Here is a 15,258-nt window from a genome sequence, read left to right on the forward strand (position 1 = left end):
CCCCAAGGTTGCTGTTTTACTGATTATAGACTTAAGAACTTAATTGCGACACCGATGATGAACAAGACTGCGAAGAAGCCGAATGATGCACCAAAACCAACGGCAGAGTCGAGCGCATCGTTGCGTTTTGATTGAATATCGTTCTCGAACGCGTTTTCACTTGGTGGGCGTACTGAATGTGCCATGCTGCATTCCCCCTTAATAGATTCCGCTTCTAGTATAGCGGAATAAAAGAGGATTATCTATGATGAAGTTAAGAACAAACTGTGAAATGTGGTGGGAATGATGAAAACTCCTTGGCTCGTCAACGGAAAATTAACGAATTTATACTTATTATATGGAACAGAACGACACTTGTTAGAAGAATGGGAACGTGAAATCGTGAAAGCGGCTCTGCCAGACGGAGAACGCTTTGATTATATGAAAATCGATTTGAACGACCAACCGCTTGATGCAGTACTCGATGAAGCGGAAACGGTACCCTTTTTAAGCGACTACCGTGTCGTCGTTGCAAAACCGGCAACGTTTCTGACAGGAGCGAAAGATAAAAAACAACATAACCTCGAACGGTTAGCAGATTATATCCTACAACCGGCAGACTACGCGGTCGTTGTCTTGATCGTCGAAGCGGAAAAGCTCGATGAACGAAAAACCGTCGTCAAACGATTGAAGGAGCGCGCGACGGTACTAGAGGCAAAAAAACCGACGACCGAAGAGTTGTTCCGCTTCGTTTTGGATGCTGTTAACGACAAAGGATATCGGATGGAACGTCCGGCAATCGAGCGACTCATTTTCTTGACTGCTGAGATGTGGGGGACATTAGCGCACGAACTGGAGAAGTTGATGTTGTTCGCAGGAGATCGCCCGACGATCGAAATCGAGGATGTCGATTTGTTGGTTCCGCGGACATTAGAGGACAACGTCTTTCAATTAACGGACTACTTGATGAAGCGTCAACTCGAACCGGCAATCCGCTTGATTCGCGACCTAGAAAAACAAGGACAGGAAGTGTTGGCACTTCTTGGACTGATGGCACGCCAATACCGGATGATGCTGTTATCGAAACGATTAGCAGAACAAGGGTACGGAGAACGACAAATCGCATCAAAAGTCGGAGCTCATCCATATGCGATCAAATTGGCATTACAGTCTGCGAAGCGGTTTACGTTTGCGCAGCTCGAGCAAGCACTCATCGCCATCACGACGACGGATGAAGGCATGAAGACGGGGCGCGGTGATAAGAAAATTTTATTTGATGCGTTGATCGTTCGCTTAGCGACGTTATAAGAGGAGGAAATCAAACATGAAAGTTCAGCTCATTACAGCAGAAGAAGTCATCCCATTACGGCATGAAGTGTTGCGTCCGCATCAACCACGTGAAGCGTGTGTTTATCCAGACGATGCGCGTGCCTCGACGTTTCATCTCGGCGGGATAAAAGCACAACAAATCGTCGCGATCGGTAGTTTCTCGGAACAATCACATGCACAAGCGCCAGGAGCGACATACCAGCTGCGTGGAATGGCGTCGAGTGAACAAGTGCGTGGTGAAGGGTATGGTCGGGCGCTGATTGAAGAAGCCCGTCGTCTCTTGGAAGAACGACAAGTGACAGCTTGGTGGTGTAACGCCCGCATTACGGCACTTCCTTTTTATGAGCGTCTTGGACTAGAGCGCGTCGGAGAGCCTTTCATGATTGAAGGAATCGGTCTTCACTATGTCATGATCGACCGTCTAAACGACAAATAGGACAACAAATGGCGGACGAAGGAATCGTTTCACACGAGTCCTTCGTCCGCCATTTCACATCATATAAAAAAATCGCCACTGGAGATACCTCCTAGTGGCGACCCATCACCGTATTCTTCGGAAAGAATTAAAGTGCGTTTACGAGTTTAGCGAGACGTGATTTGTCACGACCAGCTTTGTTGCTGTGGATGAGACCTTTAGCAGCAGCTTTGTCGATTTTTTTAGAAGCTGTAGCGAAAGCAAAGACCGCTTGGTCTTTGTTACCTTCAGCTGCGAAAGTTTCGACTGCTTTAATCGCTGAACGCATTGCCGATTTACGTTGTACGTTAGCGACGCGGCGTTTTTCAGCTGTTTTAACGCGTTTGATTGCTGATTTAATGTTAGCCATGGATGATTCACCTCCAATAAAACTCATTCGAGATTTATATTCGCATATCTGCAGTTATCGTTCAACAGAACAAACACAATTGTAGCAAACGTTTTTCTTAAAAGCAATACGACGTCTAGGGAATCTTCACATTTTGTTTTTCGGGTAAAGCAAAACGAGATAGTACAGTGAAGCGCTTTTTGGTATAATGAACCGTATGTACGTTTGAAAATAAGGTAAGGTGACTCTAAACATGACGAATGAAGACCGTTTAAAGCGGCAGAAGAGTATTCGTAACTTCTCGATCATTGCCCATATCGATCACGGGAAGTCGACACTCGCTGACCGGATTTTAGAAAAAACTGGCGCGCTGACATCGCGTGAAATGAAAGATCAGACACTTGATGCCATGGAGCTCGAACGTGAGCGTGGCATCACGATTAAACTGAATGCTGTTCAATTGAAGTATACAGCAAAAGACGGGGAAGATTACATTCTTCACCTCATCGATACACCGGGACACGTCGACTTCACATATGAAGTCTCACGTTCACTTGCAGCTTGTGAAGGAGCTGTCCTCGTCGTCGATGCGGCGCAAGGCATCGAAGCGCAGACGCTTGCGAATGTTTACTTAGCACTCGACAACGATCTCGAAATCCTTCCGATCATCAACAAAATCGATTTACCTTCTGCGGATGTCGAACGCGTCCGTCAAGAAATCGAAGATGTCATCGGGCTTGATGCGTCTGAAGCCGTTCCGACTTCTGCGAAGGCAGGGATCGGCATTGAAGAAATTCTCGAACAAATCGTCGAGAAAGTACCAGCGCCGACGGGTGATCCGTCTGCACCACTCGAAGCATTGATCTTTGACTCCTATTATGACGCTTACCGTGGTGTCGTAGCATCGATTCGAATCGTCAACGGAACAGTTAAGGTCGGCGACAAGATTCGGATGATGTCGACAGGTAAGGACTTTGAGGTTCTGGAGCTTGCCGTTGCGACACCAAAACCATTACGTCAGCAAGAATTGACAGTCGGTGATGTTGGGACGTTGTCTGCTTCGATCAAAACGGTCGGCGACGTACGTGTCGGGGATACGATTACGCTCGCGAAACAGCCAGCTACTGAAGCACTGCCAGGATACCGGAAGATGAATCCAATGGTATACTGTGGACTCTATCCAATCGATGCTGCGAAATACAATGATTTACGAGAAGCCCTTGAAAAACTACAACTCAGTGACGCAGCGCTCGAATTCGAACCAGAGACATCACAAGCGCTCGGATTCGGATTCCGTTGTGGATTCCTCGGGATGCTCCACATGGAAATCATTCAGGAGCGGATCGAACGTGAGTTCAACATCGATATGATCACGACGGCACCGTCCGTTATCTACCACGTGACGACGACAGCAGGTGAAGTCTTGCATGTCGATAACCCATCGAAGATGCCGGATCAGCAAAAAGTCGAATTCATTGAAGAACCATTCGTCAAGGCTGCCGTCATGACACCGAATGATTACGTCGGTGCGATCATGGAGTTGTGTCAGAAGAAGCGTGGAACATTCGTCGATATGCAATATATCGATACGACACGCGTCAAAATCACGTATGAATTGCCGTTGTCTGAGATCGTCTACGATTTCTTTGATCAGTTGAAATCGAGTACAAAAGGATATGCGTCACTTGATTATGAATTGATTGGCTACCAACAGTCGCGTCTCGTTAAGATGGATATCCTTCTTAATAACGAAAACGTCGATGCGCTTAGCTTCATCGTTCACCGTGACTTCGCGTACGAACGTGGAAAGGTCATCGTTGATAAGCTGAAGGAATTGATTCCGCGGATGCAGTTCGAAGTGCCGATTCAGGCAGCAGTCGGAACGAAGATCGTCGCGCGTTCGACGATCAAAGCATTACGTAAGAACGTTCTCGCAAAATGTTACGGGGGAGACATCTCTCGGAAACGGAAGTTGCTCGAGAAGCAAAAAGAAGGTAAGAAACGCATGAAGATGGTAGGCTCAGTAGAGGTACCGCAAGAAGCCTTCATGTCCGTTCTATCCATGGACGAAGATTAAACAGGTGGGGGGCGCTTGCGTCCCCTTTTTGGTTTTTATAGAGAAAGGATGAGGCGAAATGGGAATACGCGCCGCATATGTCCACATCCCTTTTTGTGAACATATTTGTTACTACTGTGATTTCAATAAAGTCTTTTTAAAGAATCAGCCCGTCGATGAATACCTCGATGCCCTCGAACGCGAAATCGAATTGACGTTGAAACAATACCCGACGGACCATCTCGAGACGATCTTCATCGGTGGCGGAACACCAACTGCTTTAAATGAACCACAGATGCAACGTTTGATGGAAATCATCCAGAGACACTTGTTGCCACTGACAGGCGATGATTTAGAGTACACGGTCGAGTCGAATCCGGACGGTGTATCGGAAGAGAAACTTGATATTATGAAGACAGGTGGTGTCAATCGTGTCAGTTTCGGTGTCCAATCGTTTGACGATGGTTTGCTCGAACGCATCGGTCGAACGCACCGGGAAGCGAAAGTCGCCCAGACGCTCGACGCAGCAGCGAAACGATTTAATAATATCTCCGTTGATTTGATGTTCGGATTACCGAATCAGACGCTCGATCAGGTCCGCTACGATGTCACGCGGGCACTTCAATTGCCGATCACCCATATCTCTTCTTATTCATTGATTTTAGAACCGCATACGGTCTTTGCGATTCAAGAGCGAAAAGGAAAGCTACCGCTACCGACGCAAGATCTCGAGGCAGAGATGTATCAAGTGATGATCGATACGATCGAAGCAGGTGGTTATGCACAGTATGAGATCTCGAACTTCGCGCAAGCAGGAAAAGAGAGTCGTCATAATCGCGTCTACTGGGAAAACGATGAGTACTACGGATTTGGTGCAGGCTCACATAGCTACATCAATCAGACGCGTCGTGCGAACATTGCACCGATTCCGCACTATATCAAGGCAGAAGGGTTACCGGTTCGAAAAGAGACGCCGTTGACGAACGTTGAGCGGATGGAAGAAGAGATGTTCCTCGGCCTTCGAATGAAGGATGGCGTATCGCTCGAGCGTTTCCGGACGAAGTATGGAGTAGCGTTTGAAGATGTATTTGGTGACGTCATGAAACGGTTGTTGCCAAACGGTCTCGTCGAGCAGACGGAGACACATATCCGTTTGACGCCAGCCGGAATTCCGCTAGCGAACGAAGTCTTTGCAGAGTTCATCGGCGAAGCGCAAGTACAATGACATAAGAGTAAATGAAATCAATGAAAATGAGAGAAGCGGTGTTTCCCAAATGTGAAACACCGCTTCTCTCATTTTTTCGACTTCCTTAAAAAATACGCAGTCGTTCCGATGACCGCGATGAACAGCCAGACAAAGACTCCCGCCATTGCCAATAATTCAATCATCCGATTCATCCTTTCCATTCTTTGTTTCACTGTATCGCAGAATGGGAAACTGTTCAAAGGGACACGTAATTCAGTTGACATCGGGCGGACAATTCCTTATAGTAAAAGATGTAATTAGCACTCGTTAAAAGTGAGTGCTAACAAAATAAGGTGGTGAAGAAGGTGCTGACGGATCGTCAATTGTTGATTTTACGTGCAATCGTCGATGATTATATCAAGACTGCTCAACCCGTCGGCTCACGGACGCTCTCAAAACGAGACGACGTGACGTTCAGTTCCGCGACCATTCGTAACGAGATGGCGGACCTCGAAGAGATGGGTCTGATTGAAAAGCCACACACTTCCGCAGGACGGATTCCTTCTGAACTCGGATATCGTTTTTATGTCGACCATCTGATTCGTCCGGAAAACATCACACCAAAAGAAGCACAGGCATTGAAGTCACTCTTTGCCCATTCTGTGAATGAGAATGATCGGTTGATTCGGCACACAGCAGACCTGTTGAGTGATTTAACCCATTACACGACACTTGTACTTGGACCAAAAGAAGACGGACAACGCCTGCATCATCTAGAATTGATTCCTCTTGCCGAAGGTCGTGTCGTCATCGTTCTCGTCACGGAGACGGGACATGTTGAACACAAGACATTGCAATTGAATCAAGCGTTGTCCCAGGAAGCAGCGAGCCGACTGATGGAACGTCTGAACCAGACGTTGCGCGGTACGCCGCTCTCAGCCTTACGCAGTCGTCTGCTTGAGGAAATCCGTCGCTTCCGTTCAGAGCATTCTGAGCAGACGGTATTGCTCTCGAAAGCACTTGATCTCGTCTTGACGGATCAAGAGGAGCGACCGTTCATTTATTTGGGCGGGAAAGCCAACATGTTCGATCAGCCTGAATTTCAGGACGTCGCAAAATTAAGACCTGTTCTCGAACTGATCGAACAGCAAGAAGCTGTTCTCGATTTCCTACGACCGAATCTCGATAATCAAATCTTGATTACGATCGGGAGTGAGAACAATATGGATGCATTAAAAGATTGTAGCGTCATCCGGGCCCATTATTCGGTCGACGGTGTCTCAATTGGGACACTGGCATTGATCGGACCGAAACGGATGGATTACAACCGGGGAATCAACTCGATCATCCATCTACTTCAAGCATTCCAAACCGAATTGCATAAGAACAATTTGGATTGAATATAGAAAGGGGCTCGATTCAGAGTGGAAGAAAAAGAACAGAATCAAAACCTCCAACAAGAAGAAAACGTGACAGAGCCGACTGAAACCGTCGAAGTCACAGAAGAAGAAGTCATCCAAGCGGATCTTGTCGAAGACGAGAAGCCAGACTTCGAAGCACAACTCGCAGAAGCAAAAGCTTCAGAATTACGCCTCCGTGCGGATTTTGAGAACTTCAAGCGTCGTAACCGTGTCGAAGCAGAGAACCGCGCGAAGTATTCTTCACAAGCGATCGTCGAAAAGCTGTTGCCACTCGTCGATAACTTGGACCGGGCGCTCCAAATCGAGACGGAAAACGAGGAGACGAAATCTGTCTTGACGGGTGTCGAGATGGTAAAACGTCAACTCGTCGAAACGCTTCAAAATGAAGGCGTCGTCGAGATTCCAGCTGTCGGTGAAGCGTTCGATCCGAACTTACACCAAGCGGTCGTTCAAGAAGCGAGCGAAGAACACGAATCAGGTGTCGTCATCGCTGAATTCCAAAAAGGGTACAAATTGCACGATCGTGTGATTCGTCCGAGTATGGTTAAAGTAGCTGAGTAATCAGCCTGTACTTCATTATTCCAATCATTGAAAGCGAGGAAATAGATCATGGCAAAAATCATCGGTATTGACTTAGGTACAACGAACTCATGTGTTGCAGTAATGGAAGGTGGCGAACCCGTCGTCATCGCTAATGCAGAAGGAAACCGTACGACACCATCTGTCGTCGCATTCAAAAACGGCGAGCGTCAAGTAGGAGAAGTTGCAAAACGTCAAGCGATCACGAACCCGAACACGATCATGTCGATCAAGCGTCATATGGGTACAGACTATAAAGTAGAAGTTGAAGGCAAAGACTACACACCACAAGAAGTCTCTGCGATCATCCTTCAAAAATTAAAAGCACAAGCAGAAGACTACCTCGGTGAAAAAGTCACAGAAGCTGTCATCACAGTACCGGCTTACTTCAACGATGCAGAACGCCAAGCGACAAAAGACGCTGGTACAATTGCTGGTCTTGATGTAAAACGGATCATCAACGAGCCTACAGCGGCAGCACTCGCATACGGTCTCGAAAAAGGCGAAGATCACACGATCCTCATCTATGACCTTGGTGGCGGTACGTTCGACGTGTCGATCCTTGAACTCGGTGATGGCGTCTTTGAAGTTGTTTCAACTGCTGGTGACAGCCGTCTTGGTGGAGATGATTTCGACCAAAAAATCATCGACCATCTCGTAGCAGAATTCAAAAAAGAAAACGGCATCGATCTTGCTCAAGATAAGATGGCGCTTCAACGTTTGAAAGATGCAGCTGAAAAAGCGAAAAAAGACCTTTCAGGTGTTTCTTCAACACAAATCAGCCTTCCGTTCATCACAGCTGGCGCATCAGGTCCACTTCACTTGGAAATGACACTTTCACGCGCGAAATTCGACGATCTCACAGCAGATCTCGTTGAACGTACGATGGAACCAACACGCCGTGCTATGAACGATGCAGGTCTGACACCAGACAAAATCGACAAAATCATCCTCGTTGGTGGTTCGACTCGTATTCCTGCAGTTCAAAAAGCAATCCAAGACTTCACTGGTAAAGAATCGTTCAAAGGGGTTAACCCGGATGAAGTCGTTGCCCTCGGTGCAGCGGTTCAAGGTGGCGTATTGACAGGAGACGTCAAAGACGTCGTTCTTCTCGACGTAACTCCACTCTCACTCGGTATCGAGACAATGGGTGGCGTGATGACGAAATTGATCGATCGTAACACAACGATCCCGACTTCGAAATCACAAGTCTTCTCGACTGCAGCAGACAGCCAACCAGCTGTTGACATCCACGTCCTCCAAGGGGAACGTCCAATGGCAGCAGATAACAAAACACTTGGTCGCTTCCAATTGACGGATATTCCGCCAGCACCACGTGGCGTGCCACAAATCGAAGTTAAATTCGACATCGATGCGAACGGTATCGTTAACGTTTCTGCGAAAGATCTCGGAACGAACAAAGAACAGTCAATCACGATCCAATCATCAAGCGGTTTGACTGAAGCGGACATTGAGCAAATGGTCAAAGATGCAGAAGCAAACGCGGACGCAGACAACAAGCGTAAAGAAGAAGTCGAATTACGCAATGAAGCAGACCAACTCGTCTTCGCAACAGATAAAGCAATCAAAGACCTCGGTGAGCAAGTCGCTGACGCTGATAAAGAAAAAGCAGAAGCTGCAAAAGAAAAAGTAACAAAAGCTCTCGAAGGAACAGACATCGAAGCAATCCGTTCTGCAAAAGACGAATTGTCGACAGTCGTTCAAGAGTTGACACAAAAAGTCTACGAGAACATGGCACAGCAACAAGCTGGCGCTGAAGGCGCACAAGCTGGTGGTCAAGACGACAACGTCATGGACGCTGAGTTCGAAGAAGTCGACGAGAAAGACAACAAGTAATTCATCCGACCGATTTTTCGGGCGCTAGAGAGAGCCAAAGCGTATCCGCGCTTTGGCTCTTTCCATGTCGCACGAAGTTCGGTAAAATCAAACAGTATGAAATGAATCGGAATCGAGAGAGGAAGACTGCACGTGGAAAAACGCGATTATTATGAAGTACTAGGCGTCGCGCGCGATGCCTCATCAGCGGAAATCAAACGCGCGTACCGTAAGCTTGCCCGGACGTACCACCCGGACGTCAACAAGGAAGCAGATGCGGATGCGAAATTCAAGGAATTATCGGAAGCGTATGAAGTGTTATCCGATGACAATAAACGAGCACGTTACGACCAATTCGGTCACCAAGATCCATCACAAGGTGGCGGTGGATTCAGTGGAGCTGAAGGATTTGGCGACATCTTCGACATGTTCTTCGGTGGCGGACGTCGTCAAGATCCAAACGCACCACGTAAAGGACAGGATTTACAATACGTCGAGGAAATCGACTTCATGGAATCGGTCACAGGCGTCGAGAAGACGATCACGATTCCAGCCGAAGAAGATTGCGGTACATGTCATGGTTCGGGTGCTAAACCAGGAACACATCCGGAAACATGTAAACGATGCGGTGGTTCGGGTCACATCAACGTCGAACAAAACACGATGTTCGGTCGTGTCGTCAACCAAACGACATGTTCGACATGTCATGGCCGTGGACAAATCGTCAAGGAGCCATGTGAAACATGTCGTGGAGCCGGTCGCGTTCGCAAAAACAAAGATGTCCGTGTCAAAATTCCAGCAGGGATCGACAATGGGCAACAAATCCGCTTAGCAGGTAAAGGGGAAGCCGGTGTCAACGGTGGACCAGCAGGTGACTTGTATGTCGTCGTTCGTGTCGCAGCACATGAACTGTTCGAACGTGTCGACGATCATATCGTCATGGATATGCCACTTACATTCGCGCAAGCAACACTTGGCGATGAGATCGAAGTGCCGACTGTTCACGGTAAGGTCAGTCTGAAGATTCCAGCCGGAACACAGACAGGATCACGATTCCGTCTCCGCGGAAAAGGGATGCCGAACGTTCGATCCGGTCACCATGGCGACCAGTACGTCAATGTCGTCGTCATTACACCGAAGAATCTGACGGAACGTCAAAAAGAACTCTTACGGGAATTCAATGAAATCAGCGATGAAAAAGGTGTCGAAGAGCAACACGAAGGTGTCTTCAGCCGGATCAAGACATTCTTTACAGGGTGATCACTACAGAGGAGCGTGACAAGAAATGAAATGGTCAGAGATCTGTGTCCATACGACACAAGAAGCCATCGAAGCAGTTTCAAACATCTTACATGAAGCGGGAGCAAGCGGAGTCGTTATCGAGGACGTCGAAGATTTCGAGATGATGTCCCACCGCGAAGATAACTTCGGTGAAATTTGGGATGAGACGAAACGAGACGAGTATCCGACACAAGGTGTACTCGTGAAGGCGTATCTTGCAGAAAGCAGCGATTTGACGGACACGATCAAAGGCATCGAACATGACATCCAACAGTTGACGAACTTCGGTCTGTCGATTGGCACGGGTGCTGTCACGCTGACTCAAGTAGATGAAGAAGATTGGGCTCATTCATGGAAACAATTCTATAAGCCGGTCAAGATCAGTCGCCATCTGACGGTCGTCCCGATGTGGGAAGACTACACGCCACAGCCGGATGAAAAAATCATCGAGCTCGATCCAGGTATGGCATTCGGAACGGGAACACACCCGACGACGGTCCTCTGTATTCAAGCGATTGAGAACTACTTGCAAGAGCAAGACCGTGTCGTCGATGTCGGAACGGGATCCGGTGTCTTAGCGATTGCAGCTGCGAAGCTTGGGGCAAAGGATGTCTTTGCACTCGATTTAGACGAAGTCGCTGTCAAATCAGCGACGGAAAACGTCGCTTTGAACGAAGTCAGTGAGCAGATCACGGTTCGCCAAGGCGACTTGATGAAGGAATTGAGTGAGCCGGTCGAGTTAATCGTCGCGAACATCTTAGCGGAAGTCATCCTCCTCTTCGTCAAGGATGCCTATACGTTGACGTTACCAGGTGGTCATTTCATCGCTTCCGGTATCATTAGTCAGAAGAAGGATATGGTCGTCCAAGCGATGCAAGAAGCAGGATTTACGATCGTCGAGACGACGAAGCTTGAGGACTGGGTCGCGATCATCGCGAAACGGGAGGCGTAAACACATGCAACGGTATTTCGTCGAGCCCTCGATGCGTCAGGGAGATGTGTTTCATCTCCCGAAAGACGACGCACACCATATGAAAAACGTCATGCGGATGGAAGTCGGCGGAGAGATTCTCGTACTCGACGGGACAGGTCTTTACCGGTGCCGTCTGGAAGCGCTCGATAAACAAGCGGCTTCTGCCCGGATCGAAGAGACTCTACCGATCGAAACGGAATTACCGATTCGTGTGACGATCGCCCATGGATTGCCAAAAGGCGATAAAATCGAACTCGTTGCCCAAAAAGCAACGGAACTCGGGATCCATCATCTACGAATTTTCGAAGCCGACCGTTCCGTCTCGAAATGGGATCAAAAGAAGGTTCCGAAGAAGATTGAACGACTCGAAAAAATCGTCAAGGAAGCAGCGGAACAATCGTACCGTGCCCACTTGCCGACAGTCGACTTCGTGGCGTATGATGAAGTCTTACAGGATGCATCGAACTATACGGCTTGTCTGGTTGCCTATGAAGAATCAGCGAAACAAGGGGAGGCCTCCGTCCTCGCTACGACGCTTGCTGGATTACAAGAGGGAGATTCCCTTCTTGTCGTCATCGGACCTGAAGGTGGGTTCGCTGAAGCAGAAATCGCACGTTTGACGGATGCCGGTTTTAAAAAAGCCGCTCTAGGGCGCCGCATCTTACGGACGGAAACGGCACCATTTTATGTCCTTTCCGCCGTCTCGTATCATTTTGAATTGAAAGGGTGAACGAAATGGCAACTGTTGCCTTTCAAACGCTTGGCTGTAAAGTCAACCATTACGAAACAGAAGCTGTCTGGCAACTGTTCAAGGACGCTGGCTACGCACGCGTTGATTTTGCTGATCATGCGGACGTGTATGTCGTCAATACATGTACGGTTACGAATACCGGAGATAAGAAAAGTCGCCAAGTCATCCGACGGGCGATTCGCCAAAATCCGGATAGTGTCATCTGCGTAACGGGCTGTTATGCTCAAACGTCTCCTGCTGAAATCATGGCGATTCCTGGCGTCGATGTCGTCGTCGGAACACAAGATCGGCATAAAATGATTGGATACATTGAACAATTCCGTGAAGAACGCATGCCAATCAATGCGGTCGGAAACATCATGAAAGCCAAAGTCTATGAAGAACTGGATGTACCGGCCTTTACGGACCGGACACGGGCTTCTCTGAAAATTCAGGAAGGCTGTAACAATTTCTGTACGTTCTGTATCATTCCATGGGCGCGTGGTCTCATGCGGTCTCGTCAACCAGAAGATGTCTTGAAGCAAGCACAACAGCTCGTTGATGCGGGTTATAAAGAAATCGTCTTGACGGGAATCCATACAGGCGGATACGGAGAAGACTTAAAAGACTACAACTTAGCGAAATTACTTAAAGCACTCGAATCCGTCAATGGACTCGAACGTTTGCGGATTTCGTCGATCGAAGCGAGTCAAATCACGGACGAGGTACTTGATGTCCTGAAGGACTCACCAATCGTCGTTCGTCACTTGCACGTTCCGATCCAGTCGGCATCCGATACGGTCCTTCGCCGGATGCGCCGGAAGTATACGATGGCGGAATTCGGAGAACGGATTACGCGTCTGAAGGAAGTCCTGCCTGACTGTGCAATCACGTCGGATGTCATCGTCGGTTTCCCAGGTGAGACGGAAGAAGAGTTCATGGAAACGTTCAACTTCATCAACGATCATAAGTTCAGTGAGTTGCATGTCTTCCCGTACTCGAAACGGACCGGAACACCGGCTGCGATGATGGACGATCAAGTCGAGGAATCAATCAAGGAAGAACGCGTCGCACGTTTGATTTCCTTATCGGATCAACTCGCGAAGGAATATGCTTCGAAATATGAGGGAGAACTGCTTGAGATCATTCCGGAAGAATTTTCGGAAGAGGCAGGCGGTCGTCTCGTCGGTTACACGGATAACTATCTGCGTGTCGCAATCGAAGGCGATGAGTCAATGATTGGACAACTCGTTCGTGTCAAAATCACGAAAGCGGGCTATCCGATGAATGACGGTCAATTCGTCCGCATCATGCAGACATTAAAAGACGCTGCAGTCTAATCGAAAGGGCAAAGGAAACCTCTGGTTTTCTTTGCCACTTTTTTTGTTTTCATTTCAGGAATGCGCTACACTGAATACAGTTCAATTAAGGAAAGAGGATATCATTCATGCGAATCAACAAATTCATTAGTGAAACGGGCTTTTGCTCAAGGCGTGCTGCCGATAAATTAGTCGACGCAGGTCGTGTGACGATCAACGGTCTGACGGCAGAACTCGGCTCGCAAGCTGAAGAGACGGACGTCGTCGAAATCGACGGTCAACCACTCCAAACGAAACCAAAACCTGTCTACATCGTCTTAAATAAACCGGTCGGCATCACATGTACGACAGAGCTTGATATCGAAGGAAACATCATCGATTTCGTCAACCATCCGAAGCGGATTTTCCCGATTGGTCGTCTCGATAAGGATTCAGACGGTTTGATTCTGTTGACGAATGACGGTGATGTCGTCAACCGGATCTTACGAGCGGAAAATAATCACGACAAGGAATATATCGTGACCGTCGACGCACCGATTACGGATACGTTCATTCAAGGGATGGCGAGTGGTGTTGACATTCTCGGTACGACGACGAAGGAATGTATCGTTGAGCCGCTCGAGACACGGACATTTCGCATCATTTTGACGCAAGGGTTAAATCGTCAGATTCGCCGTATGTGTAAAGAATTCGGCTACCGGGTCAAACGGCTGCAACGCGTCCGAATCATGAACATTGAGCTTGGCGATTTACCGATCGGTTCTTGGCGTGATTTGACGGAAGCGGAATTACGCGAATTGTTTACGACGCTTGACGGGCAATAAGGTTCAATGAAAGTCGCCACTGGCGGCTTTCTTCTTACATAAGGGGGATGACCGTGGACAAAAGGGGTATGAGTGCGACATTCGTCGCTTACGTGATTGGTGGACTATTGCCGATCTATAAAGTATTTGCAACTGGTATTCCAGCATGGACGGTCGTTTCGATCCGGATTTTAAGTGCGTTCATCTTCGTGACACTGTTGTTACGCCTGACGAAGAAGTTTCAATTCGTTCGTCACCTGTGGCAAAACAAACGCCAGCGCTATACGGTGCTTGCGGCAGGTCTCGTATTAGGTGGGAACTGGTCACTCTATCTGTATGCCATCGGGGAAGGCTATATCGTTGAGTCGTCACTCGGGTATTATATCAATCCGCTCGTCAGCGTCTTGTTCGGTTTAATCTTTTTTAAGGAGCGATTAACGCGTCCACAAATCATCGCGATTGTATCAGCGATCACTGGTGTGATGATTTTAACGCTCGGTTATGGTCAATTTCCGATCATTGCCTTTTCACTTGCCGTCTCGTTCGCATTTTACGGTGTACTAAAGAAAAAGGCAGCAGCTGAACCATTATCCGGATTATTTTTAGAGACACTGGTCACGCTCCCGTTCGCTCTCTTGACGCTTGGTGTGACAGATAGTCAACCGCTTGCGATGCCGACGAGTGCACTGCTTGCAATCATCATGCTCGGAATCGCAACAGCAGTCCAATTGATGTTATTTGGATACGGGATGCCGAAAATCCCGTTTGTCTATGTCGGAATTCTGCAGTACATTGCACCAACGTTGACGCTACTACTTGGAATTTATCTATTTAATGACGTCTTTACGACGATTCACTTCATCGCTTTTCTGTTCATTTGGATTGCCGTTGCTTTGTTTACGATCAGCGGTTTATCAGCAGGAAAGATACGGATGAAGAAGGTATCATAACGAAAGAAGGGAT

The 15,258-nt window shown here is 47.9% G+C and carries 15 protein-coding genes; 13 read left to right on the forward strand and 2 right to left on the reverse strand.

The window, feature by feature from the left end:
- Window positions 1-23: 23 nt before the first annotated feature.
- Window positions 24-185, reverse strand: coding sequence for a YqzM family protein (locus HZS85_RS07625; RefSeq protein ID WP_023467431.1), 162 nt, complete (start codon window positions 183-185; stop codon window positions 24-26).
- Between the two features lie 100 nt (window positions 186-285).
- Here HZS85_RS07625 and holA point away from each other — a divergent pair, with 100 nt between their 5' ends.
- Together holA and HZS85_RS07635 are read left to right on the forward strand one after the other, a co-directional pair.
- A complete protein-coding gene (holA, locus tag HZS85_RS07630) occupies window positions 286-1,287 on the forward strand; it encodes a DNA polymerase III subunit delta (RefSeq protein ID WP_214854778.1) in 1,002 nt (333 codons plus the stop codon).
- A gap of 16 nt (window positions 1,288-1,303) precedes the next feature.
- Complete coding sequence (locus HZS85_RS07635) at window positions 1,304-1,744, forward strand: GNAT family N-acetyltransferase (RefSeq protein ID WP_214854779.1); 441 nt, start codon at window positions 1,304-1,306, stop codon at window positions 1,742-1,744.
- A 127-nt stretch (window positions 1,745-1,871) separates the two neighbouring features.
- On the opposite strand, the gene rpsT is transcribed toward HZS85_RS07635, so the two are convergent.
- Window positions 1,872-2,132: a 30S ribosomal protein S20 gene (gene rpsT / locus HZS85_RS07640; protein WP_214854781.1), complete on the reverse strand. Its 261-nt coding sequence runs from the start codon at window positions 2,130-2,132 to the stop codon at window positions 1,872-1,874.
- Window positions 2,133-2,364: 232 nt separating this feature from the next.
- Here rpsT and lepA point away from each other — a divergent pair, with 232 nt between their 5' ends.
- The 11 genes from lepA to rarD all read left to right on the forward strand — a co-directional run bounded on the left by lepA (window position 2,365) and on the right by rarD (window position 15,245).
- Window positions 2,365-4,188, forward strand: a complete 1,824-nt coding sequence (gene lepA, locus HZS85_RS07645; protein WP_214854783.1) for a translation elongation factor 4 — start codon at window positions 2,365-2,367, stop codon at window positions 4,186-4,188.
- A 58-nt stretch (window positions 4,189-4,246) separates the two neighbouring features.
- Entirely contained in the window at window positions 4,247-5,392 is a 1,146-nt protein-coding gene (gene hemW, locus HZS85_RS07650) for a radical SAM family heme chaperone HemW (protein WP_214854786.1), read from the forward strand.
- 326 nt (window positions 5,393-5,718) lie between these two features.
- Window positions 5,719-6,753 (forward strand): heat-inducible transcriptional repressor HrcA, encoded by a 1,035-nt coding sequence (hrcA, locus tag HZS85_RS07655; RefSeq protein WP_035409289.1) that lies wholly within the window; start codon window positions 5,719-5,721, stop codon window positions 6,751-6,753.
- Between the two features lie 24 nt (window positions 6,754-6,777).
- Complete coding sequence (grpE, locus tag HZS85_RS07660; protein ID WP_023467440.1) at window positions 6,778-7,335, forward strand: nucleotide exchange factor GrpE; 558 nt, start codon at window positions 6,778-6,780, stop codon at window positions 7,333-7,335.
- 48 nt (window positions 7,336-7,383) lie between these two features.
- Window positions 7,384-9,210 carry a molecular chaperone DnaK gene (dnaK, locus tag HZS85_RS07665; RefSeq protein WP_035398411.1) on the forward strand — a complete coding sequence of 609 codons (1,827 nt, stop codon included), beginning with the start codon at window positions 7,384-7,386 and terminating at the stop codon, window positions 9,208-9,210.
- A 132-nt stretch (window positions 9,211-9,342) separates the two neighbouring features.
- Window positions 9,343-10,449 carry a molecular chaperone DnaJ gene (gene dnaJ, locus HZS85_RS07670; RefSeq protein ID WP_214854790.1) on the forward strand — a complete coding sequence of 369 codons (1,107 nt, stop codon included), beginning with the start codon at window positions 9,343-9,345 and terminating at the stop codon, window positions 10,447-10,449.
- A 25-nt stretch (window positions 10,450-10,474) separates the two neighbouring features.
- Window positions 10,475-11,422 carry a 50S ribosomal protein L11 methyltransferase gene (prmA, locus tag HZS85_RS07675; RefSeq protein WP_029341002.1) on the forward strand — a complete coding sequence of 316 codons (948 nt, stop codon included), beginning with the start codon at window positions 10,475-10,477 and terminating at the stop codon, window positions 11,420-11,422.
- A gap of 4 nt (window positions 11,423-11,426) precedes the next feature.
- Window positions 11,427-12,173 (forward strand): 16S rRNA (uracil(1498)-N(3))-methyltransferase, encoded by a 747-nt coding sequence (locus HZS85_RS07680; RefSeq protein ID WP_214854793.1) that lies wholly within the window; start codon window positions 11,427-11,429, stop codon window positions 12,171-12,173.
- Between the two features lie 5 nt (window positions 12,174-12,178).
- Entirely contained in the window at window positions 12,179-13,513 is a 1,335-nt protein-coding gene (mtaB, locus tag HZS85_RS07685; RefSeq protein WP_214854796.1) for a tRNA (N(6)-L-threonylcarbamoyladenosine(37)-C(2))-methylthiotransferase MtaB, read from the forward strand.
- Window positions 13,514-13,620: 107 nt separating this feature from the next.
- Complete coding sequence (gene rluF / locus HZS85_RS07690; protein ID WP_029341005.1) at window positions 13,621-14,316, forward strand: 23S rRNA pseudouridine(2604) synthase RluF; 696 nt, start codon at window positions 13,621-13,623, stop codon at window positions 14,314-14,316.
- 47 nt (window positions 14,317-14,363) lie between these two features.
- A complete protein-coding gene (gene rarD, locus HZS85_RS07695) occupies window positions 14,364-15,245 on the forward strand; it encodes an EamA family transporter RarD (protein WP_251137895.1) in 882 nt (293 codons plus the stop codon).
- The last annotated feature ends 13 nt before the right edge of the window (window positions 15,246-15,258 follow it).

The organism is Exiguobacterium sp. s130 (genome assembly GCF_018619055.1).
GTDB lineage: Bacteria > Bacillota > Bacilli > Exiguobacteriales > Exiguobacteriaceae > Exiguobacterium_A.